At 47.4% G+C, this 22,949-nt stretch carries 22 protein-coding genes; 1 reads left to right on the top strand and 21 read right to left on the bottom strand.

The window, feature by feature from the left end; all coding sequences use genetic code 11:
- Window positions 1–195 precede the first annotated feature (195 nt).
- The 14 genes from QM657_RS11905 to QM657_RS11840 all read right to left on the bottom strand — a co-directional run bounded on the left by QM657_RS11905 (window position 196) and on the right by QM657_RS11840 (window position 13,792).
- Window positions 196–462: an HPr family phosphocarrier protein gene (locus tag QM657_RS11905; protein ID WP_415066883.1), complete on the bottom strand. Its 267-nt coding sequence runs from the start codon at window positions 460–462 to the stop codon at window positions 196–198.
- Window positions 463–564: 102 nt separating this feature from the next.
- Window positions 565–1,200 (bottom strand): epoxyqueuosine reductase QueH, encoded by a 636-nt coding sequence (locus QM657_RS11900; RefSeq protein ID WP_415066882.1) that lies wholly within the window; start codon window positions 1,198–1,200, stop codon window positions 565–567.
- A 69-nt stretch (window positions 1,201–1,269) separates the two neighbouring features.
- Window positions 1,270–2,412 (bottom strand): RNA polymerase sigma factor RpoD, encoded by a 1,143-nt coding sequence (rpoD, locus tag QM657_RS11895; RefSeq protein ID WP_415066881.1) that lies wholly within the window; start codon window positions 2,410–2,412, stop codon window positions 1,270–1,272.
- Window positions 2,413–2,529: 117 nt separating this feature from the next.
- Window positions 2,530–3,489, bottom strand: a complete 960-nt coding sequence (locus QM657_RS11890; protein ID WP_415066880.1) for a diacylglycerol/lipid kinase family protein — start codon at window positions 3,487–3,489, stop codon at window positions 2,530–2,532.
- 5 nt (window positions 3,490–3,494) lie between these two features.
- Window positions 3,495–4,598 carry an A/G-specific adenine glycosylase gene (gene mutY, locus QM657_RS11885; protein WP_415066879.1) on the bottom strand — a complete coding sequence of 368 codons (1,104 nt, stop codon included), beginning with the start codon at window positions 4,596–4,598 and terminating at the stop codon, window positions 3,495–3,497.
- Complete coding sequence (locus tag QM657_RS11880) at window positions 4,585–5,562, bottom strand: biotin--[acetyl-CoA-carboxylase] ligase (protein WP_415066878.1); 978 nt, start codon at window positions 5,560–5,562, stop codon at window positions 4,585–4,587. Before QM657_RS11880 ends, mutY begins: the two co-directional genes overlap by 14 nt.
- Before the next feature lie 5 nt (window positions 5,563–5,567).
- Window positions 5,568–5,876: a DUF6637 family protein gene (locus tag QM657_RS11875; RefSeq protein ID WP_415066877.1), complete on the bottom strand. Its 309-nt coding sequence runs from the start codon at window positions 5,874–5,876 to the stop codon at window positions 5,568–5,570.
- Between the two features lie 2 nt (window positions 5,877–5,878).
- Window positions 5,879–6,814, bottom strand: coding sequence for an ornithine carbamoyltransferase (argF, locus tag QM657_RS11870; protein WP_415066876.1), 936 nt, complete (start codon window positions 6,812–6,814; stop codon window positions 5,879–5,881).
- A gap of 83 nt (window positions 6,815–6,897) precedes the next feature.
- Window positions 6,898–8,058, bottom strand: a complete 1,161-nt coding sequence (locus QM657_RS11865; protein ID WP_415066875.1) for a patatin-like phospholipase family protein — start codon at window positions 8,056–8,058, stop codon at window positions 6,898–6,900.
- A gap of 120 nt (window positions 8,059–8,178) precedes the next feature.
- Window positions 8,179–9,111, bottom strand: a complete 933-nt coding sequence (locus QM657_RS11860) for an SPFH domain-containing protein (RefSeq protein ID WP_415066874.1) — start codon at window positions 9,109–9,111, stop codon at window positions 8,179–8,181.
- Between the two features lies 1 nt (window position 9,112).
- Window positions 9,113–9,553: an NfeD family protein gene (locus QM657_RS11855; protein WP_415066873.1), complete on the bottom strand. Its 441-nt coding sequence runs from the start codon at window positions 9,551–9,553 to the stop codon at window positions 9,113–9,115.
- 162 nt (window positions 9,554–9,715) lie between these two features.
- Window positions 9,716–10,492 (bottom strand): TrmH family RNA methyltransferase, encoded by a 777-nt coding sequence (locus QM657_RS11850; RefSeq protein WP_415066872.1) that lies wholly within the window; start codon window positions 10,490–10,492, stop codon window positions 9,716–9,718.
- A gap of 13 nt (window positions 10,493–10,505) precedes the next feature.
- The gene (locus QM657_RS11845) at window positions 10,506–12,416 is read right to left on the bottom strand and encodes an NAD(+) synthase (protein WP_415066871.1); all 1,911 of its coding nucleotides are present in this window, start codon (window positions 12,414–12,416) and stop codon (window positions 10,506–10,508) included.
- On the bottom strand, window positions 12,416–13,792 hold the full coding sequence (locus tag QM657_RS11840) for an MATE family efflux transporter (protein ID WP_415066870.1): 1,377 nt from the start codon (window positions 13,790–13,792) through the stop codon (window positions 12,416–12,418). The genes QM657_RS11845 and QM657_RS11840 overlap by 1 nt, the downstream gene beginning before the upstream one ends.
- Before the next feature lie 165 nt (window positions 13,793–13,957).
- Between QM657_RS11840 and QM657_RS11835 the strand changes: the two genes are divergently transcribed.
- Window positions 13,958–14,398: an RrF2 family transcriptional regulator gene (locus QM657_RS11835; protein ID WP_415066869.1), complete on the top strand. Its 441-nt coding sequence runs from the start codon at window positions 13,958–13,960 to the stop codon at window positions 14,396–14,398.
- A gap of 64 nt (window positions 14,399–14,462) precedes the next feature.
- Here QM657_RS11835 and QM657_RS11830 read toward each other — a convergent pair whose 3' ends face one another.
- From QM657_RS11830 to hflX, 7 genes are all read right to left on the bottom strand, one after another.
- Window positions 14,463–15,218, bottom strand: coding sequence for an acyl-CoA dehydratase activase (locus QM657_RS11830; protein WP_415066868.1), 756 nt, complete (start codon window positions 15,216–15,218; stop codon window positions 14,463–14,465).
- 3 nt (window positions 15,219–15,221) lie between these two features.
- Window positions 15,222–16,376: a double-cubane-cluster-containing anaerobic reductase gene (locus QM657_RS11825; protein ID WP_415066959.1), complete on the bottom strand. Its 1,155-nt coding sequence runs from the start codon at window positions 16,374–16,376 to the stop codon at window positions 15,222–15,224.
- A gap of 109 nt (window positions 16,377–16,485) precedes the next feature.
- The gene (locus QM657_RS11820; protein WP_415066867.1) at window positions 16,486–17,226 is read right to left on the bottom strand and encodes an amino acid ABC transporter ATP-binding protein; all 741 of its coding nucleotides are present in this window, start codon (window positions 17,224–17,226) and stop codon (window positions 16,486–16,488) included.
- Between the two features lie 20 nt (window positions 17,227–17,246).
- Window positions 17,247–18,080: a transporter substrate-binding domain-containing protein gene (locus tag QM657_RS11815; RefSeq protein WP_415066866.1), complete on the bottom strand. Its 834-nt coding sequence runs from the start codon at window positions 18,078–18,080 to the stop codon at window positions 17,247–17,249.
- A 29-nt stretch (window positions 18,081–18,109) separates the two neighbouring features.
- Entirely contained in the window at window positions 18,110–18,772 is a 663-nt protein-coding gene (locus QM657_RS11810) for an amino acid ABC transporter permease (RefSeq protein WP_415066865.1), read from the bottom strand.
- 291 nt (window positions 18,773–19,063) lie between these two features.
- A complete protein-coding gene (locus QM657_RS11805) occupies window positions 19,064–21,418 on the bottom strand; it encodes a ribonucleoside triphosphate reductase (RefSeq protein ID WP_415066864.1) in 2,355 nt (784 codons plus the stop codon).
- A 280-nt stretch (window positions 21,419–21,698) separates the two neighbouring features.
- Window positions 21,699–22,946, bottom strand: a complete 1,248-nt coding sequence (gene hflX, locus QM657_RS11800; RefSeq protein WP_415066863.1) for a GTPase HflX — start codon at window positions 22,944–22,946, stop codon at window positions 21,699–21,701.
- Window positions 22,947–22,949 lie beyond the last annotated feature (3 nt).

Here is a 22,949-nt window from a genome sequence, read left to right as displayed (position 1 = left end):
TTAAAACTCTATTTCAACGCATAAATCGATACAATTAAAGCCTCCTCTAAGCGATCTTAAGTAAACTTCTAATATTTTTAAGTTTATGCTTTCAAATATTAAGCATGACCTCATTTCCAATGTTCTTAACAACAAAAAAAGACCCCGGAAACCTCCCTTCCAGGGCCTTGCTTCATATCTTTATAAAATTATGTATTACATCTCGCCGAGGCCGCTCTTAATCGCTTCTGATAAAGCGCTCATAGCTGCTGCTTCATCTTCTCCGTCGCAGATCAAGTTGATCTCTGCGCCGCTCTTGATTCCGGCTGCCATCACGTTTAACACGCTCTTGGCTACGATTCTCTTCTCTCCGTATTCGATAATAACGTCACTCTTAAATTTCATAGCTGTCTGAGACAGAACTCCTGCTGGCCTTAAGTGAAGCCCGGATGGATTTACTACAGTCAATGTCTTTGATAACATAGCAATTTCTCCTTTACCCTTATATTTTAGACATACTCCTTATTGTTAATTTTATTACAATTCCCAGTTCATGTCAAGACAAACCCGGCTTGTCCTGAGTATTTATTTTTCAGATAAGGACTTTTGCCTCTCTCTTTGGGAATATACGCATCCACAGTAATCCTGACGGTAAAGATCATGCTCCTGTGACAGCTCCACAGACCTTTTGTATCCGTTCTTTTTCTTAAAATCAGAAAACAAATACGGGATTCGATACTCCTTTGCCAGCTTTCCGCCTATTTCATTGAGCTTATCCGCATCCTTTAAGGGGCTTATGGATAAAGTGGTGGTAAAATAGTCAAAGCGGCTGGCCTGAGCCACCTTTGCGGCCTCCTGAAGACGAAGCTCGTAACACCGCTCGCACCGGCTTCCTCCTTCCGGCTCCTGTTCCAGCCCTCTTGTGATCCGGTAAAATTCATCTGGTTCATAAGCTCCCACCTCCAGGGTGACGGGGTGGAGAAATTCCATATCCTTTATAAACCGTTCCTGCTCCCTGGCCCTGCTGACGTATTCCGCAGGGGGGTAGATGTTGGGATTATAAAAATACACCGTTATTTCAAAGTAGCGGGATAAGTATTCCAGCACGTAACTGCTGCAGGGTGCGCAGCAGCTATGTAAAAGAAGCCTGGGAACCTTTTCCTCTGCTTTCAGCTCTGCAATGACTTGTTCCAATTCCTTCTGGTAATTTCTCCGGTTCATGGTATCTCCTCCCATCGCTTTTATGAACAGAAAAAAGGCGTGGACAATCTCATGCCACGCCTTTTTTTCTTACAGGAAATCCCGGATACGCTTGCTGCGGACAGGATTTCTCAACTTTCTAAGCGCCTTTGCTTCGATCTGCCTGATACGTTCGCGGGTAACATTAAATTCTTTTCCCACTTCCTCAAGGGTACGGGGATGGCCGTCCTCCAAGCCAAACCGGAGTAAAATAACCTGACGTTCTCTTTCCTTTAAATCACCAAGGAGAGCGTCAATATGTTCTCTCAGCATGACGGATTCCACATTGCCTTCCGGCGTAACCACATTATTATCAGCTACAAAATCACCCAGGTTGGAGTCATCTTCTTCTCCGATGGGCGTTTCCAGAGAAGCAGGTTCTCTGGCGATCTGCATGATCTCCATGACCTTGTCCTCAGACATTTCAAGAGCTTCCGCCAGTTCTGTGACAGAAGGCTCATATCCCAGTTCAAGAGTCAGCTTTCTCTGCATTTTAGACATCTTGTTGATGGTCTCGACCATATGCACCGGAACCCGAATGGTTCTTGCCTGATCTGCGAGAGCCCTTGTCACTGACTGACGTATCCACCAGGTAGCATATGTACTTAATTTATATCCCTTGGTATAATCGAATTTTTCAACACCCTTAATCAGGCCCAGATTTCCTTCCTGAACCAGATCCAAAAAGCTCATTCCACGGCCTGTATAACGCTTTGCTATACTGACTACAAGGCGCAAATTGGCCTCAATCAGCCGCTCCTTGGCGTTATCATCCCCATCAGCTTTCCTCTTAGCAAGGCGCAGTTCTTCCTCTGCGTTCAAAAGTGGTACTGTACCGATTTCCTTTAAATACATACGGACAGGGTCCTCTGTGCCGATCCCATCCAGCAAGTCTATGGCATCAAGGTCAATGTCTTCCTCATCTGAATCCTTCACAAAGCCGTCATCGAGATCACTTTCCAAAAGCAGGTCATCTGACAAGAGCACATCATCAGTCAAAGCGGAATCATCCATGACCGGGATCACGTCCACGCCGCGATTCTCCAGGTACGTATAGATCTGATCCATCTGCTCTGCAGTCAGTTCTTCCCCTATAAAAAAGTTATTGATCTCCGTTACATCCAAAGCACTGTGCTTTGTCTTTGCAAGCTCGACAAGCTTTCCCAGCTTTTCTAAAAAATTATCCTTTTCCACTTAATAACGTCCTTTCGCTAAGAAGTATACATAAAGCCCACACAACTTTTCATTATATACTACTGGAATCCATATTTCAACATATTTCTTCTGAAAAAAGCAGAATTGTTGCTTTTTCTACGGATTTCTCACAATCCGGATCTGTTTCTTCAGGTTGACGATATGGGCCTCCGTTTTGGCCCCTCCGAATTCCCCGTCAAGAACCCAGTCAATAGGCTCCTCCGAGAAAATCTTCAAGGACTTGGTCCGAAATTTGTGGACGTATTCGTTGGGTTCTTCCTTCAAAAACATATAATTGATAATATTCGTCAAATCCAGGGGAGTTTTGGGAGTCCTGATCAGCAGAACTTCAAATTCTCCGTCATCAAGAGCCACATCCTGAGTCACCAGCCCTTTAAATCCCCCCACGCTCATGGTATTAGTGACCATTCCGAAGATAAACTCTCCCTCCAGAAAGAATTCTTCCCCCTCCGGGGAATCCTCTCCCTGCCCTGCGGACAGATTCATCTTATGCAGGTCAGAGGAACATTCTTCGCATTCCACCCGTATGGTGTAGGACTTTATGGAGGATAAACTCTTCATGCATTCCAGCATATAGGCCTGATGGCCCAGAACATTCTTCTTATCCTGGGGAGTCAGATAGGAAACTTCGGTAAATGCTCCAAACGCTGCAATATATACGAAATGCCTGTCCCCGCAAAAGCAGCCGATGTCAACGGGGAAAGGATAACCGGAAACAACTTCCTCCGCAGCAGTCCTCATGTTTTTAGACAGCCTTAAGCTGGTGGCGAAGTCGTTGGTGGAGCCAGCCGGAATATAGCCCAAATCAGGAATATTCTCCAGCCTCATGAGCCCGCTTATGGTCTCATTTAAGGTGCCGTCTCCTCCGCTGCATACCACTAAATCCATGCCGTCTCCGTAAAGACCAGCCACGTCCATGGCATCCTGAGGGCCTTGAGTCACGTGAACCAGAGGCTCATAGCCCGCTTTCACAAAAATATCCAGTATATCGATCAGCTTATTTTTAATCTGTGCCTTCCCGGAACGGGGATTGACAATAAAAAGCATCTTTTTCATTATGTTCACCTGATTAACTTTGTATACGCTTTAAATGCGCTTGGCAGGGAATAAGTATGCTTCATCTCCTCCGCCGTAATCCACAAAAAGTCTCCTGCTGCCCCATCCTTTAGTTCAACGCGAAATCCGGTCATATGCCACTCCACATGACTGAACACGTGCTTGGAACCGGGCAGGGGAAATATATCGGCTTCCTTGACACCCAGTCTGGCAAAAATCTCTTCTTCATTCAGATGCCCCTCCAGATTGGGAAGCTCATAAAGAGAGGGCAAAAGCCCGGTTTCTTCTCTTTTGCGGATCGCCACCCGGCCCTCATGCCAAAGGACCAATACGGTTTTATCCTCTATTCTGCGGGCTTTTTTCGGGGTTCTTACGGGAATCACATCAGTAAGGCCATTGCTTCTTGCAAGACAGACGCTCGCCAAAGGACACTGGCCGCACAAAGGCGCGCCGTTGGGGACACAGACCAATGCTCCCACTTCAATGAGCCCCTGGTTATAGGAACTGGCATACCCCTTTGGCATAACCGCCTTAAGCCGCTCTTCCATCTCCCGCTTGACAGACTGCTTTAAAATATCCTCATGGCTTTCCGTGACTCTCGATATAACCCGGAGCACATTGCCGTCAACAGCGGGAACAGGTATGCCAAAGGCGATGGAAGCGATGGCACCTGCCGTATAGGACCCGATTCCCGGAAGGGTCTTAAGCTCCTCATAAGAAGCAGGCAGCTCCCCTCCATACCGGGAAACAAGAATTTCCGCCGCCTTCTTTAAATTCTTGGCTCTGCTGTAATAGCCAAGGCCTTCCCACAGCTTTAAAAGCCTGTCTTCCTCCACCTCTGCCAGAGCCTTAATATCCGGGAGATTTTCCATAAACCGTTCAAAGTAAGGCTTTACCGCCTCCACCCTGGTCTGCTGGAGCATGATCTCAGATATCCATACACGGTACGGCGACGGTTCTTCCCTCCAGGGCAGGCTGCGGGCGTGTTCCTTATACCAGAAAAGCAGAGGGCCTTCCATGGCTCTTAAACGCTCCATGGTATCCATCTCTTTGTCCTTTGGTTCCAGAATCTGTAACTTATTATAAAGCGATTGATCACACATATCCATAAATTCCTCTGACAGACACCTCACCGGAGATCACATGCCTGACTTCTCCTCCCGGCATTTCCACGAGAAGCTCTCCTTTTTCATTGATTCCCAAAGCCTTGCCCGTATATTCACCGGCAGACTCCAAAACCCGCACTTCTTTTCCCATATTCGCCATATGGTTATTATAGACACTTATAAGCCCGGATAAATCACCCTGGCTCATAAATTCTTCATAATATTGTTCAAAAGCTTCCATAATCGCTGCAATCAGCCGGCTTCTCCTCACTGTTTTGCCCGTTTCCAGAAACAGGGAGGTGGCTGTCGGTCTTACTTCCTCCGGAAATTCCTCCATGTTGACGTTGATGCCGATTCCGGCCACCACATAGTGAATTCCCTCCGGCTCGGCGCTCATTTCCGTCAATATGCCGCAGACCTTCTTTCCGTTTGAAACAATGTCATTGGGCCATTTAATGCCTGTTTCCAGCCCTGTGACCTTCTTGATTCCGTCATATACGGCAAGGGCAACCACCAGGGTCAGCATGGAAGCAGAGGCCGGATGAATATCCGGCCTTAAAATCAGACTCATAAAAACATTTTTCCCGGAGGGAGACACCCAGGCCCTGCCTCTTCTTCCCCGGCCTGCCTCCTGGCAGTCAGACACCACTAAAGTGCCCCAGGCTGCCCCTTCTTCTGCCAGAAGCTTGGCCCTGGTATTGGTGGAATCAATGGTTTCGTGATATTCCACCGCTCTGCCAAAGTTTCCCCTGATACAGCTTTCTATCTCTGTTTTCGTCATTATATCACATGTGTCGACCAAAAGGTAGCCTTTATTGCGCACAGCCCGGATTTCGTAGCCTTCCTCTTCCAGCCTTTGTATGGCCTTCCAGACAGCCGTCCTGGAAACTCCGAAATGGCGGCACAGCTCCTGTCCGGAGATATAATCTCTCCGTTCTCTCAACTGCTTTAGTATCTCTGATTTCAACGGCCTCACCCCCACCAGATGCTTACGGCACTGACTGCCGTAAGTACAAACAGCAGTACGCCGAATAAAAAGACTGCTGTTGCCGCCGCTTTCTTTTTCTTTTCTCTGCCGCTGAGCCTTATTTTATAAATTCCGTTGACCAGATTGAGAACTCCGGCCAGGAAAAAGATCAGAGGAAATAAAAGCATGTGATCCTCCGGGTTTAAAAAGGAAACAACTGCCAGCACCACGATCAGGATGCCCACTCCAATGTGGATGAGATCCACGATCATGGAGGCATTCCTTAAGCTTCTGCCTCGTTCCTGCATATACATTCCTACTCTCCTAATGTAGCAACCATCACTGCCTTAATGGTGTGCATTCTGTTTTCTGCCTCGTCAAATACCACCGATACAGCCGATTCAAACACGTCCTCTGTCACTTCATTTCCCTTGACAGCCGGCAGACAGTGCATAAATATGGTGGTATCCTTTCCGGTCTTATCCATCAGTTCCTTATTGACCTGATACGGCTTTAAAAGCGTAATCCGCTCTGCCGCCTTGTCCTCTTCTCCCATGGAGCACCACACATCGGTGTAAATGGTGTCCGCATCCTTGACCGCATCAACATCTTCCGTCAGGGTGATGGTGCTTCCGCTTTCCTTTGCATAGCCTTTGCACAGCTCCACCAGCTCCTTATTGGGCCATAAGCTTTCCGGAGCCAGTATGGTAAAGTGGACTCCCATCTTGCTCATTCCGATCATCAGACTGTTGGCCATATTGTTGCGTCCGTCTCCGGCGTATACGAACCGAAGTCCTTTCAAATAGCCAAAATGTTCCTTCATGGTCAGAAGATCAGCCAGAATCTGAGTGGGATGGTATTCATCCGTCAGGCCGTTCCAGACCGGAACGCCGGCGTATTTTGCTAAGTCCTCCACGGTTTTATGCTTAAAGCCCCTGAACTCGATTCCGTCAAAGACCCTTCCCAAAACTCTGGCCGTGTCTTCCACGCTTTCCTTATGTCCAAGCTGGATATCGTCCTTTCCCAGGTATTCCGGATGAGCGCCTTCATCTACGGCAGCTACCACAAAGGAACATCTGGTGCGGGTGGAAGGTTTTTCAAATATGAGGGCTATATTTTTTCCCTTCAGGGAATTTCCTGTAATGCCTTTTTTCTTCTTAGCCTTTAAGTCAGCAGACAGATCCAGAAGGTATCCGATCTCCTCCGGTGTAAAGTCCTTTAATGTAATAAAGTTTCTTCCTTTTAAGTTCATAACGCTTCCTCCGCTTTTAGTTGTATTTTTATGCATTATTATAGTATACTTCGCATAATCATGCAACACATATTTATTATTTTTCATTTCAGCAGAGCAGAGACACGGTCAGTGGCCTTCAGCTTTTTCCATATGGCTCCTGTCAGCTCATCTACCGTGTATACCTGAAAACGCCGGATTCTCAAGCGCTTTGCTAAATCCTCCAGAAGGCCAATGTACATATCCTTGTAATCCCAGCCCTCTTTCAGCTTATATTCCTCTGCAAGCCTGGGAAATGTTTTTTCCGTAAAAACCCGGTAGCCGGTCAGGGTGCCCGTATCTTCCTCGTGAATCCAATCCTTTAAATACAGCTTTAACAGCTCCAGCTCCGACATCATCTTATCAAAGTAATAAGGCTCCCCATTGGGGGCATCAATATAGTAAATGCGTCCGGCAAGCCCGTATAAGAACCTCATGGCATCGTAATAACCCAGAGTCATGTTTTTTCTGGCCTGCTTTTTGTCAAATTCTAATATTCCGCCCAAATCCTGCCTGGGAGCGATATGACTGACCGTAACTCCCTCAGGAATCTTGATCACCCGTTCCCTGTCATATCCCCAGCCGTAAATGCGGATGACAATGATGTTTTTATATCCTCTTTCAATGAGCACATCAACGGGAACATTATTAAAACCTCCCCCATCCATATACCGCTTTCCGCCCAGCTTTTCATTCTTAAAAGCAGGAAAATAAGCGCTCGCCAGCAGCATATCCTTTACGCAGCCCTCTTCCCCGCTTCGGATATCCACTGCTTTTCCTTCCCAGTCGGACACGGAATAGGTGACGGCATAGAGCTCTCTTTCGGAGTTTTTGATCTTTTCCTCATCTCCTACCACCTCTTCAATGAGATTTTTTAAGGGAGTGATGTCAAAGCCTCCCTCCTTTACGATCTGCATCCCGCGGTTTATCAGCTCCTGTAGGTTCAAAGATTTAAAATCCTTCTTTTTTATGGCTTCCATCACTTCATCACTGACCGACATGACGCGGGAATACTCAATATTTTTCCACACATCCTCGGCCCGGTCCAGATCATCCATGCAGATGAGGGCCCCGTTTAAGGAGCCTACGGAAGAGCCTGCCACCCCTTTAATCTTTACTCCTGCCTCCCGGAGGGCTTTCCAAACACCAATCTGATAAGCTCCCTTGGCGCCCCCGCCTTCCAGCACAAGCCCATACTCTCTGCTCAAATCCAGTTTCAGTTCCATAGCCCCCTCCTTTAAGCCTGCCTAACCAAAACGCAGCAAGAAAGCGTCTGCCTCCTGCTGCGGTGTTTATAAGGTGAATTTACCCTGCGGACAAAGAGAGTCCCCTTTGAAGGGTAAGGTTTACTTCTCCTTGGGAATCTCCGTAAGGGAAGAAACCAGTCCTGCAAGTCCCTGAATATCAGAAGGGATGATAATTTTAGTGGCCTTGCCGTCAGCGATAACTTTAAAAGCTTCCAGGCTCTTAAGCACCAGAACTGCCTGGTCGGCTCCTGCCTCGCGGATCATGCGGATTCCGTCTGCATTGGCCTGCTGAATCTTTAAGATGGACTCAGCCTCACCTTCGGCCTCACGGATTCTCTTTTCCTTCTCCGCTTCCGCACGGAGGATAGCAGCCTGTTTCTCAGCCTCTGCATCAAGAATAGCGGAATCCTTTTTACCCTCTGCCACAAGTACGGTGGATTTCTTCTCACCCTCTGCACGCAGGATGGACTCACGCCGCTCGCGCTCTGCCTTCATCTGTTTTTCCATGGCATCCTGAATGGCTGCCGGAGGCATGATGTTCTTAAGCTCCACACGGGTCACTTTAATTCCCCATGGGTCTGTGGCAATATCAAGAGTCTCCCTCATCTTGGCATTGATGGTTTCCCTGGAAGTCAGGGTCTGATCCAGCTCCAGATCACCGATTAAGTTACGGAGGGTGGTTGCTGTCAGATTCTCGATAGCCATAATGGGGTTTTCAACGCCGTAAGCATAAAGCTTGGGGTCTGTGATCTGGAAAAACACTACCGTGTCGATTCTCATGGTAACGTTATCCTTGGTGATTACAGGCTGGGGCGGGAAATCAGCCACCTGCTCCTTTAAATTAACTCTTCTTGCCACCCGGTCAATGATGGGCAGCTTGATATGAAGTCCCACGGACCAGGTTGCCAGATAAGCGCCGAGGCGCTCCACCACCAGGGCCTGGGCCTGAGGTACGATCTTAATACATGATGCCAGAAGCACCAAAATAATAACCAGTATAAAAATAATTGCTGAAAATCCAAAAAATCCCATATTATTCTTCCTCCTGTTTCCTGCTTACAATCAGTTTCACACCCCTTATGTCCACGATTTCCACCATGGTGCCCAGGGGATATGTCTTTTCATCCTCCAGCGCTCTTGCCGTCCATTCCTGACCGTTAATGACCGCTGCCCCTTTTCCTTCAATGTTGTTGATCTCAACCGTGACCCTGGCGGACTTGCCCACCAGACTTTCGGAATTGGTCTTAACCGTATTCCGGTTCACATATTTTAATGCAAAAGGTCTTGTAAAGAACAAAAGGATGAAGGATACGATTACAAATACGGAAAGCTGCACCTGAATGTTAGCTCCCATTAAAGCCAGCAAAAATGCCGCCAGAGAACCTCCTGCAAACCAGATAGTGGTTAACGCCATAGTCCCTGCTTCAATGCCCAGAAGCACCACAAATGCAATGAGCCAGTAAACTGCTGCCATTTTCTCACTCCCCTTTCCTGACAACGCTTCCGGTTTCCTTGTTACTGCCCATGTACCTTGGGCATAGTGGGATACCCGCAGGTATTTCCATTATTATCATACTATATGTTGACGCATTTCTCAATATCTCTTATCGTGAAAAGCCTTACAATTTTCTGACGATTACCCTCTGCGCTGCCTTGCTGTCTCAAACATCAGCACGGAGGAGGCTATTGCCGCATTCAATGATTCCACTTTCCCTTTCATGGGAATCTTTACGTATGCATCCGCCAGAGCCGCCGTTTCACTGGTCAGGCCCTTTGCTTCATTTCCGATTAAAAACCCTGTATCAACAGTATAATCCTCTTTTTCATAATTATTCCTGCCATCTAAATGAGCGGCGTAAAGCCTGACTCCCCGGCTTTTTAATTCTTTTAAGGCTCCCTGCAAATCACCGGTATAGGCAAAAGGTACCCGGCAGATGGAACCCATGGTGGAACGGATCACCTTCGGATTGTAAATATCCGCTGTCGTGTCATTCATCAGCACTCCCGTAATTCCTGCCCCTTCTCCTGCCCTTAAAATAGTTCCTAAATTCCCCGGATCCCGGATATCCTCCAAAATCATGAGAAAGGCAGCCCCCGTTCCAAGCAAGTCCTCAGCCTTATAAGCATACTGTCTGACCAGGGCAAGGATTCCCTGGGGAGTCTGGGTGTCTGACATGGTCTTAAACACATCGTCAGCCACAGTCTCATACTTACTTTCTGACAGAAGCTTTTTGTGACTTTCATCCTTTAAAAAGCTCTCTGACACAAAAATGCTGTCTATCCTGTTCTTCGGTATCTCTGTGAACATGCGAAGGCCCTCTGCCACAAAAAGGCCGCTCTCCTGTCTGGCCTTCGCCTTTTTTGTCAGGCTCATCACCTGTTTTACCCTTGCATTGGCACTGCTGGTTATCATAAGTTACCTCGTTTCATAAGTTTTCCAGTTCCTCCAGCCATAGGCGGCTCACCGCGTCACTCGGCATCCGCAAATCCCCTCTCGGTGATACTGCCACAGACCCTACCTTAGGCCCGTCAGGCATACAGGAACGCTTAAATTGCTGGCTGAAAAATCTGCGGTAAAATACCTTAAGCCACTTTAATACGGTCCCGGCTTCATAGCTTTCCCCGAATGCGCAGACTGCCAGGCGGTAGACCTTTTGGGGCCTGCATCCAAACCGCAGGATATGATAGAGGAAGAAGTCGTGAAGCTCATAAGGTCCCACCAAGTCTTCTGTCTTCTGGGCGATCTCTCCATCCTGGGGAGGCAGGAGCTCAGGGCTCACAGGCGTGTCCAAAACATCGAGAAGCACCTCTTTCAGTTCCTTTTCCTCGCAGGTGTCCGCATAGTAACGAACCAGATGGCGGACCAGGGTTTTAGGCACGGAAGCATTGACTCCGTACATGGACATGTGGTCTCCGTTATACGTAGCCCAGCCAAGGGCCAGCTCAGACATGTCTCCTGTTCCCACTACCATTCCGTTTAGCTGATTTGCCACATCCATGAGTATCTGGGTCCTTTCCCTTGCCTGGGAATTTTCATAGGTCACGTCACGGTCAGCTTCATTGTGCCCGATATCCCTGAAATGAAGGGTGACCGCTTCCTTTATATTGATTTCCGTCAGCTCTGCCCCCAGCTTCTTCGTCAAAAGGCAGGCATTCTGATAAGTTCGGTCCGTGGTTCCAAAGCACGGCATGGTGATGGCGTGAATCTGGTCTCTTGGAATGCCCAGCATATCAAACGCCCGGACTGTCACGAGAAGGGCCAGGGTGGAATCAAGTCCCCCTGAGATTCCCAGGACAGCATGGCGGCAGCCTGTATGGTCCAGCCGTTTCTTCACCCCCATAGCCTGTATGGAAAGAATCTCTTCGCATCTGCGGTTTCTCTCAGCTTCATTATGGGGAACAAAGGGCCTTGGGTCTATGAATCTTTTTAACTCCAGATCTTCCTGTTTCATGCGGAAGGAAACCACTTCATATCCCTCCCTGTTTCCGGCAGGAAATGTGGTCATGCGGCGCCTTTCATGGGTCAGACGGTCTAAGTCCATATCCCCATATATGGTTTCATTTCCAAAGCGTTTGGATTCCCCTAAAAGTGTGCCGTTTTCCGCAATGAGATTCTGGCCGCCAAAGACCAGGTCCTGAGTGGATTCGCCTTCCCCTGCATTGGCATAGATATAACCGCATACCAGACTGGCGGAATGGCCTGTGATCAGGCTTCTCCGGTAAATGTCCTTTCCTGTGGTCTCATCGCTGGCAGAGCAGTTTACAATGACCGTGGCCCCGGCCAGCGCGTGTCCGATGGAAGGCGGATCAGGCACCCAGGCATCTTCGCAGACCTCTGCTGCCACAACGAGACCCGGAATATCCTCACACCGGAACAGGATGTCCGTTCCCATGGGGATGAGATCATCCTCCCATTTTACCGTCACAGGCTTTTTATTTCCGGGTGTAAAATGGCGCAGTTCATAAAATTCCGAATAATTGGGCAGATTGCGTTTGGGAACGATTCCAAGCAGCCTTCCGTTTTGAAGAGCAGCCGCCACATTATAAAGCTTTCCGTCCCTCTCCCATGGCATTCCAAGGAAAACCAGCATATCAAGGCCCTTTGTGGCCTCTAAAATTTCCTTCAGCTCCTCTTTCGCCTTTAAAAGCAGGGCTTCCTGTCCAAAAAGGTCTCCGCAGGTATAGGCCGTTAAGCACAGCTCCGGAAATACCATAATCTTTCCATGATGTTCTGCTCCCTCTTTGATCAGCTTGCAAATCTGCTCCCTGTTAAACCGGGGGTCCGCTACCTTTACATCAGGGGTTGCTGCGGCAACCCGGATATATCCATGTTTCATCACTCTTTATCTCCCATCTGTTCATTCCTGTCCTTTGGTATCCAATTCGCTTTTATGCTGTAAATACAATCCATGAGCGTGGTGGTGACCCATGTTATAGGATAACACCACATCACCGCCTCAAAACTGGGGAAAAATGGCACCAGGAAATTAATATAAACCATGCGCAGAAGGCACATATTTCCCACTCCGATCATCATGGAAACCATGGTGCGCCCGCTTCCGCGGATGCTGCCCATTAAAATCTGATGAATGGCCATGGTCCAGTAAAAAGGCAGCAGTATGACCATGGTAGAAGTTCCGTATTGAATCACGTCCGGGTCCGGGGAAAATATCTTTAAAAACGGCTCTGCATAAAAATACAAAAGCGTGGAAATCAAAGCCGTATAACCCAGGCTTATGACAATACCCTGAAAAATCCCCTGTTTCACCCTCTTCGCATTCCCCGCACCGATGTTCTGGCCTGTAAAGACTGTGGACGCCAGACAGAAGCTTTGAAGGGGAAGCATGGCAAAACCGTCGATCTTGGTATAAGCGCCAAACCCGGCCATTGCGGCAGCGCCGTAGATGTTGACATTGGCCTGTACCACCACATTGGACAAAGCTATGATGGACTGCTGGATTCCCGTGGGAATGCCAAGCCTCAATATACGCACCATCATCCGTTTGTCAATGGCGATCCGGGAAGGAATCAAGCGGTAGCATTCCCCGGTTTTCACAAGAGACCTGATAATCAGGACCGAAGACACTGCCTGGGCAATGACGGTTGCGATTCCGGCTCCTGCCGTTCCCATTTTAAAAACCGCCACAAATAACAGGTCCAAAACAACATTCACGACAGAAGAAATACCCAGATAATAAAGGGGCCTTTTGGAATCTCCCACCGCCCGCAATATACCTGCTCCCATATTGTAAACCAGATTAAAAATTGATCCGGAAAAGAAAATTCTTAAAAAAGAAACAGAATTGGGCATTACATCCTCCGGAGTTCCCATCCATTCCAAAAGCAGCGGAGAAAGCAAGATTCCGATCAGGGTGAGAAGTCCCCCTCCGATCAGGCTCAAGGCAATGGAAGTGTGGACGGCCCATTGAAGCTTTTCCTTTTCTCCGGCCCCGTAATACTGGGAGATGATCACTCCTGCCCCTGTTCCGATTCCCATTGACATGCCAATGATTAAGTTAATCAGGGAGTTGCTGGAGCCTACGGCTGCTAAAGCCTGGCTTCCCACAAAATTGCCCACCACGATGGAATCCACAGTATTGTAAAGCTGCTGGAATAAATTTCCCAGCAAAAGAGGTATGGAAAAAGAAAGAAGCTGTTTCCAGATCACTCCCTCGGTCATAGCTTTTTGATTTTCCCTCTGCTGTTTTTTCACCAACAATCCTTCCTTTCTCCCTTATTCCAATGAATATTAGTATACATCCATTTTGGCAAATTGGGAAGCCGGAGAATTAAAGGTTTACTTTTAAAGGAATTTCATGTAGAATGAGCTTATATCATACTAATCTGATAAGAATGATCAGGAAGGAGACTTGCAGCTATGACATTTTCTACTAAGGGTCGCTACGCCCTTCGTATGATGCTTGATTTTGCACTTCATCCGGGCGAATGCACCAAGATCAATCAGGTGGCGGAGCGTCAGGGGATTTCTGACAAATACTTAGAACAGATCGTCACCATTTTAAGCCGGGCCGGGTACGTGAAAAGCAAAAGAGGTGCCAAGGGCGGCTACACCCTTACAAAAGACCCTGACCAATATACGGTGGGCATGATTCTGCGCCTTGCAGAAGGCAGCCTGGTTCCCGTATCATGCATAGAAGAAGAGACCAATCCCTGCAGCAGAGCCGATGTGTGCGCCAGCCTTATGGTATGGAAAAAGCTGGATGAAGCCATTTCCGGCGTGGTGGACAACATCACCCTTGCAGATCTGGTTGCAGAACAAAAAAGGCTGGATAAAAATTCCGACCATTATATGATTTAAAACAAAGGGACTTTCGCAGATTCATCGTTTTGCGAAAGCCCCTTTCTTTTTTATGCTGTTATACTTATCCCTTTAAAGCAGCGCCTATGGCACCGGCAAATCGGGATAGCGAGGATGCGTGAACCGGATGCTTTAAATGCTGTTCAAGGGCGGTCTTAAGCCCTTCTAAATCAGCCAGTCCTCCGGTTAAAACAACGGCCGGTTCAATCTCTATACGGGCAGCCAATGCCATGACTCTGGCCACCATGGACTGAACAATTCCCCCCGCTATTTCTTCACGGCTTTTGCCCGCTGCCAGAAGAGATATGATCTCAGAATCAGCGAATACTGCACACATGCTGCTGAGAGAACAGCACTTGCCCGGCTTTAACAGGCTTGAAAAATCTGACAAATCAATTCCCAGCCGGTGGGCGGACATTTCTAAAAATCTTCCCGTTCCGGCGGCACACTTGTCATTCATCTGAAAAGACACCACTTTGCCGTTTTCCACTGACATCACTTTTGAGTCCTGTCCTCCGATATCAATCACCGTGCGCACGCCGGGGAAAAGATACTCCGCCCCTGATCCATGACACGTAATTTCAGTCACCGTCTTGTCGGCAAAATCAATTCCAACCCTGCCATATCCGGTGGCTACAACGCGAATCTCCTCTCTGGAGACCTTTGCCTGATCCATCAAATCCTCAAGCACTGTCCGTGCAGTTTCTTTGGGACTCCAGCCCGTAGGCTTTACACACATGGCGGCGATTTCCTGATTGCGGATCAGAACGCCCTTACAGGCTGCTGAACCGCAGTCAATCCCTGCTGTTATCTTATCCATTTCCTATAACATCTCCACAAATGCACCGGCCCGCGTTGAAAGCTGTCCGATATCAGCGGTGCCGTAATCCGTTTCCAACTGAAGGTAAGGAATATTCCTGTTTTTCAGGAATGTCTTAACTGTGTATGCTTCTATCGCATAAGTATGACACGCCTGCAAGGTCATTTCCACCACTCCGTCTACTTTAAACTGTTCACATAACCGTCCCAGAAGTTCAAACCGGTTGGGGTTTGGAGTCATAACGGAACATCCGATCTGTAAATAGTGATCCGCAATATTGGTAATGGGGTCCCCGTCTTCCCGGCACTGCCGGTCCATCTGTTTTGCGCCTGTACAGTTTTCAAAGGCAACCACAACTGCACCTGCATCCTCAATCACCTTTACAACCTTTTCCGTCACCCCGCCCATAGGACATCCGGTGATGAGAATGCGGGGTGCATCTTCGGCTACAGGACGGTTTCCGGCGTCATACGATTCCATTATGCCGTTGATTGCATTCTGGATTTCATCCACCTTCTCCTGCCAGTCAAATTTATACTGTGCTCCAAACAGAATCTGAAGCTGGCGCAAACCGCTCATAGGAGGCGGACATAACGTGCTGAGCTCGTACAATTCCTTTAAAAGCCTGCGTTCGATGTTGCGTTTATGTATGGCTTCCCTGAGCATATCATCTGTAATGGTGACGCCAAAATCATTTTCCACACGGGACTTTAATCTCACCAGCTCTGCCCGCCAAAGGGCCTTGGCTTCGGGAGTATCCTGTCGGTGAGGGAGCTCTAAAACATGGACATTCTTTTTCTGGGCAAGCAGCTCATACATTTTTATCTTGCCGTCACAGGTTGTTTCACCTACTACCAGATCGGCAAAATACATGTATGGACATTTGTCAGTAATGGCAAACCCATAGCTGGACTTTATCAGAGGGCACAAATTACTGGGCAGCACTTTTTCCGCTTCCGGAATGGTCTCATCACTGGTTGAGCACAGACTCACACTCACCAAGTCTGCCGCCATAAAAATTTCCAGGGGAGTATACGTACAAAACTGGCCTACCACCCCTTTCCCCGCATCTTTGATTTTCTTGATGGCAAGAAATCCGTTTTTTCTCGCTTCTGCAAAGCTGTCAAATACCTGGGGCAATTCTGTTTTCATCTCAATCATTGTTTTTCTCCCTTCTATAATACACCAATACGTTCCTTCTCCTTCATACAAACCCGTCTTACAACAATAAACGGGAAAAGTTTTCCCGCTTATTGTAATCATCTTATTAAAACTGCTTTTTATAGTTTAAAAAACGCTGAATTCTCACGTCTTCCGGAGAATCCAATATCTCCTCCGGCCTTCCGTCCGCAACGATTGTCCCTTCGTTCATGAACAAAATGCGGGTGGCAACCTGACGCGCAAATTGAATTTCATGGGTGACAAGAAGCATGGTGGTCCCTTCCTGTGCAACGGTCTGTATGGTATTTAAAACCTCTCCTACCAGCTCCGGGTCCAGAGCAGACGTGGGTTCATCAAACAAGAGGACGTCGGGATTTACCGCCAGCGCCCTGGCAATGCCCACGCGCTGCTGCTGTCCGCCGGAAAGCTTAGAAGGAAAAAAGTCCTGCCGGTCCATCAGGCCCACCTTTTCCAATAGCTTTAAGGCAATGGTCCTGGCCTCTTCTTTATCCATTTTAGATACCGTAATCAAGGCTTCCATGATATTTTGCTTTGCTGTTTTATTTTTAAAGAGATTATAATTTTGAAAGACCATGGATGAGTGCTTGCGCAGTTCCAATATATCCTTTCTCGTGTGCTGCTTCGCATCGATTGATGCGGAACCAATCTTTATAATTCCTTCCGTAGGCTTTGTCAAGTAATTCAGACACCTCAGCAGGGTGGATTTTCCGGTTCCGGATGGGCCGAGAATCGCGACTATTTCGCCTTTTTTCACACTTAAATTAATGTCTTTTAAAACAGCCGTCTGTCCGTCAAAGGTCTTTGACAGATGTTGTATTTCAATCATAAAGCACCTCGCCCTGCTGTTTATTCATGAATCAGCTGGGTCATATCCGAAAACATCCATTTTGTAATGATTTTAGAAGTCGTTCCATCCTTCATCATTTCATCGAGGACCTTATTGACTTCATCGCAAAGAGCCTGTCCCTCATCACCTTTTTGGAAAAAGTAAGCAACGTTATTGGAGAGAAGACGGCTGTCCAGAATATGAAACTTCATGTTCTGTGAATTTTCATATTTGTAAACAAGGCTGTCTGTCGTTGCCATTGCATCAATTCTTTTTAAATTAAGGTCCTGATATCCGGTATCACTGGTTTCATAAACCACTACGTTCCAATCATACGTTTCAGCCATTTTTTCAACAGATACCTGGGAGGCCTGTCCCTGGGCAACGCCAATGGTGGCACCCTTTAATTGTTCAAAGGTATTGATATCAGACTTGTCATCATTGACAATAATGCACTGGGCATCGCCATAGTAGGGATTGGAAGTGAGATATTTTTCTTTTCTGGCTTCCGTCACCGCAAAACAGTTTGCCGCTACATCCACCCGTCCGGTATCCAATTCTCCAAACAGAGAAGAAAACTCCACCTGTTTCGCTTCAATCTCCCAGCCTGTGCGTTTTGCAATCTCGCTCCACATTTCCGCATCAATTCCTGTCCAGGTCTTTCCGTCAGCGCTGAGAAGGCTGTAAGGCTCTCCTGAACCGCCTGTCGCAATAACAACTTTGCGGGACTGCTCCTTGGTGGCGGCTTCACTGGCCGTTTCGCTCGCTGCGGTGGTGTTAGCGGACGCACCGCCGCTGCATCCTGTCAATATAACTGCTGTCATAGCAAGCAGCAAAGGTAAAACTTTTTTCATTTGAATTTCCTCCATTATATGTAATAAATTTAATACATCTCTGAACATTTCGTATCCATAACCTTATGGACACGGGTGAGAGCCAGAACCAGAAGCCAGTAGATCAGCATAACCGCCAGATAAATTTCAAAATAGCGAAAAGACTGGGCGCCTTCACTCTTAGCCTGTCCCATAACATCCCGTATACCGAGCATAAACGCCAGGGAAGTGGACTTTAGCAAATTAATTAAGTCATTAAAAAGCGCCGGCAGTGCCACCCGGAAGGTCTGAGGTAAAACAATTCTTGTGATCGTCTGGAGCTCTGACATTCCCAACATGGCTGCCGCTTCTTTCTGGCCCGGATCAACAGAAAGCAGGGCTCCGCGAATGCTCTCTGACATAAATGCCCCCGTATTAAAGCTCAGCACCAGGGCTACGGCTGTCAGCGGCTTCATATTCAGCACGATTTCACTGATATGGGCCAGACCGTAATAGAAAAAATACAGTTGGGCGACTAAAGGTGTACCTCGCAGAACAGACAAATATAAGCGGGTAACAGGATAAAAAATCTTAACTTTGTAATAGCCGATAACCGCAATGATAATACCGATGAAAAGGGAAAAAACAGCGGCTATAAGAGTCAGCAGCAGTGTTACCTGCAATTTTGATGCAATTTGGGGAAATACTTCAAAAAAATAAGAGAAGTTAAACAAGACTGATGTTCCTCCAATACGTAATAAAAACCTCAGGCAATTATAACACCCGGTTATATCGAAATCCAATCGAAAATTCGAATATACTTATTTGTTTTATCTATATATATTTTCAGAAATTATTCTCAACACAGATACGTTTATTCGGCAATTTCAGTTCAATAAATAGAATTTATCTATCAGTTTTTATTGTGGCTTCGCCTGTTATCACTCCTTCTATCAGCTTCCGCTTATTTTTAAAGGGCCGCGACTAAGATTAGTCGCGGCCCTTTTGAACACCGTAATATTTTTTTATCTTTCCGCGTACTTGCGGATATCAGAAATATTGGATATTTTCTGAATCAGCCCTTCCTTTACAATGACAAGAGTAGGCGCCTGCATGATTCCAAGGCCTGATGCCAGCTCGGAATGCTTTTCTGCATCAATGGTTTCATAAGCTGAATTCTGTAAAAACTGTTTTGCCATCCGGCAATTGGGGCAGGTCTGGGTGACGAATAAGTAGGTGCCCTCCGGGATTTCCACCTTTTTCTCCCCGATTCTTTTCCTGACTGTCTGGCCTCCCTTTTTCAGCATGGAACGGGAAAGGCTGTACTCTGTCCTGTTCTTATATTCCTGGGTCTTTCCTTCATTCCAGTTCTGGACAGGGCGGTAATAGCCTGTAATACGGCTGTAAACCTCTGCCGGTTTTCCGCAAACCGGGCATACCCGCTGTTCTCCCACAAGATATCCGTGATCGGAACAAATGGAGTAAGTAGGGGATAAGGTGTAGTAAGGCAGGCGGAAGTTTTCTGCAATGGTGTGAACCAGCTTGGCTGCCGCTTTCCAGTCAGGAAGCTTTTCTCCCAAGAATGCGTGGAACACGGTTCCCGAAGTATAAAGGGTCTGAAGCTCATCCTGAATCTCCAGCGCGTCAAAAACATCGATGGTATAATCCACAGGCAGATGGGAGCTGTTGGTGTAATACGGTGTATCCCCTTCATTTCCCGCTGCCTTAATTTCCGGATAACGGTCCCTGTCGTGCTTTGCCAGACGGTAAGCCGTGGACTCTGCCGGAGTCGCTTCCAGATTGTAGAGATCGCCGTATATTTCCTGGTAATCAGAAAGCTTCTCCCTCATGTGATTTAACACTTCTTTTGTAAAATCACGGGTTCTGGTGCTCGTCAAATCCCCTCCCAGCCATCCTGCATTTAAACCGGCTTCGTTCATGCCTACAAGGCCGATGGTGGAGAAGTGGTTTGCAAAGCTTCCCAGATAACGCTTCGTATATGGGTAAAGCCCCTGGTCCAAAAGCTTGGTGATGACTTCCCGTTTGGTGTGCAAAGACCTGGCGGAAATGTCCATCATATGATCAAGGCGTTTATAAAAATCCGCTTCATTTTCAGAAAGGTAAGCGATCCGGGGCATGTTGATGGTGACCACGCCTATGGAACCGGTGCTCTCTCCTGAACCGAAGAAGCCTCCGGTCTTTCTCCTCAGCTCCCGCAAATCCAGCCTTAAGCGGCAGCACATGCTTCTCACATCGCTGGGCTCCATATCGCTGTTAATGTAGTTGGAGAAATAAGGGGTGCCGTATTTGGCTGTCATCTCAAAAAGCATGCGGTTATTTTCCGTATCAGTCCAGTCAAAGTCCTTTGTGATGGAATACGTGGGGATTGGGTACTGGAAGCCGCGCCCATTGGCATCTCCTTCGATCATGGTCTCAATAAATGCCTTATTGACCATATCCATCTCTTTTTTACAGTCCTTGTACTTAAAATCCATCTCTTTTCCGCCTACAATGGCATTCAGTTCCGCCATATCCGCCGGAACGGTCCAATCCAGGGTGATGTTTGAAAAGGGAGCCTGGGTTCCCCACCGGCTGGGGGTGTTGACGCCGAAAATAAAGGATTCAATGCACTTTTTCACTTCCCGGTAAGGGAGATTGTCTGCTTTGATAAAAGGAGCCAGATAAGTATCAAAGGAGGAAAATGCCTGTGCTCCTGCCCATTCATTCTGCATAATTCCCAGGAAATTGACCATCTGGTTGCAGAGGACGGATAAATGCTTGGCCGGAGCAGAGGTGATTTTCCCCGGTATTCCTCCAAGCCCTTCCATGAGGAGCTGCTTTAAGGACCAGCCTGCACAGTATCCGGTCAGCATGGATAAGTCGTGAAGATGGATATCCGCATTCCTGTGAGCCCTCTCGATCTCCTGGTCATAAATCTCAGAAAGCCAGTAGTTGGCTGTAATGGCTCCGGAGTTGCTGAGAATCAGGCCGCCCACAGAGTAGGTGACAGTGGAATTTTCCTTGACACGCCAGTCCTCAACCTTCACATAATTATTCACCACATCCTTATAATCCAGGATGGTATCTTTCATGTTCCTTATCTTTTCTCTCTGTTTTCTGTATAAGATATAGGCCTTTGCCACATCGGTATAGCCTGCCTGCTCCAGAACGTGCTCCACGCTGTCCTGAATCTGCTCCACTGTAATCTTGCCATCCCGGATTTTCTCCTGGAAATCGGCAGTCACCCTAAGAGAGAGCAGTTCTAAAATCTCATCGCTATAGACCTTTCCCGTGGCTTTAAATGCCTTTTTAATGGCTTCCGTGATTTTACCAAGACCAAACTCCGCGTCTTCCCCATTTCTCTTTACTACCTGTATCATCAAGCATAAACTCCCTTCCATCTCAGCCCCCATCCGGCTGGTTGTTTTTATCGCATAGGGGTATTATAGCAGAAGAGAAAGAAAAGCACAATATATAGTCTGGAAAATTATTCCTTTTCTATATATTGTGCTTTTTTGTTTAAATTCTATAAATTGACAGGTTCATCCCATAATCTCGTTAACCAGTATAGCATAATACGCCCTCGGTTACAATATACTTATTTAACAAAAAAATGGTCGATTTTTGTAATATACCGTCAAAATCCAACTGCTTATATTTTTATATCAGCCCTGCGTACAGTTCCGCAGGAACATAGGCATTTACAAGAATTCCATCCTCCCGGTACTCTTCCTTTAATAGCTGGCCGTATTTCCGGATGGTCTGTATTTTTCCTGCTTCCTGATAGGAATAGACCTTTTCCAAATACACCTTCTGGTTTCTGAGAATGGTTTCCAGGAGATTGACAAGCTCATCAAGGCCCTCTCCTGTCTTTGCCGATATCTTCACCTGATGATCCGAGGAAATGTCCCGCAAAATCACTCCGGGCTCTGCCGCATCAATTTTATTGAACACGGTAATCATGATCTTTTCCTGGACCTTCAGTTCCCTTAAGGTTTCATACACCACATGCATCTGCACATCCATCCGGGGATTGGAACAGTCCACCACATGAAGGATGATATCGCTGTATTTGGCCTCCTCCAATGTGCTTTTAAATGCTTCGATCAAATGGTGGGGAAGCTTTCTGATAAAGCCTACCGTATCCGTAAGAAGGATCTGCTGGCCTCCCGGAAGCTCTAAATTTCTGGTGGTCGGGTCCAGGGTTGCAAACAGTTTATCTTCAGCCAGTATCCCTGCATCGGTCAGTTTATTTAACAGGGTGGACTTTCCTGCATTGGTGTAGCCTACAATGGCGGCTACAGGCACGTGGTTTTTGTCCCTCTGCCTTCTGGCAATATCCCTGTGGCGCTTCACTTCCTCTAAATCCGCCTTCAACATTCCGATCCTGTCATGAATCAGACGGCGGTCCATCTCCAGCTTTTTCTCACCCGGTCCGCGGGTTCCGATTCCGCCTCCCAGACGGGACAGAGAGCTGCGAAGGCCCACAAGGCGGGCTGCGCGGTATTTAAGCTGCGCCAGCTCCACCTGGATTTTTCCTTCCCTGGTAGTGGCCCTGGCTGCAAAGATATCTAAAATCACCATGGTCCGGTCCATGACCTTAATATCCAAAGCTGACTCCAGATTCCGAAGCTGGGCCGGGGAAAGCTCGTCATCACAGACAATTCCCGTGGCATCAAGCTCCCATAGCCGCTCTTTGATTTCCTCTATCTTACCTTTTCCCAAGTAAGTTCCCGGATGAATCCGCTCCCGGTTTTGTATCACCTTATCCACAGTGACAGCTCCTGCTGTCTTTACCAGCTCTTCCAGTTCGTCAAGAGATGCCGCTGCATCGTCTTCCTCCCCGGTGCTGACTGCCACCAGAATCACCCGTTCTTCAATTTCTCTTAATTCAATTAATTCTGCCATCAA

The organism is Lacrimispora sp., assembly GCF_047605665.1.
Classification (GTDB): domain Bacteria; phylum Bacillota; class Clostridia; order Lachnospirales; family Lachnospiraceae; genus Lacrimispora.
Note: the sequence above shows the minus strand (reverse complement) of the source record. Positions and strands in the feature narration are given on the sequence as shown.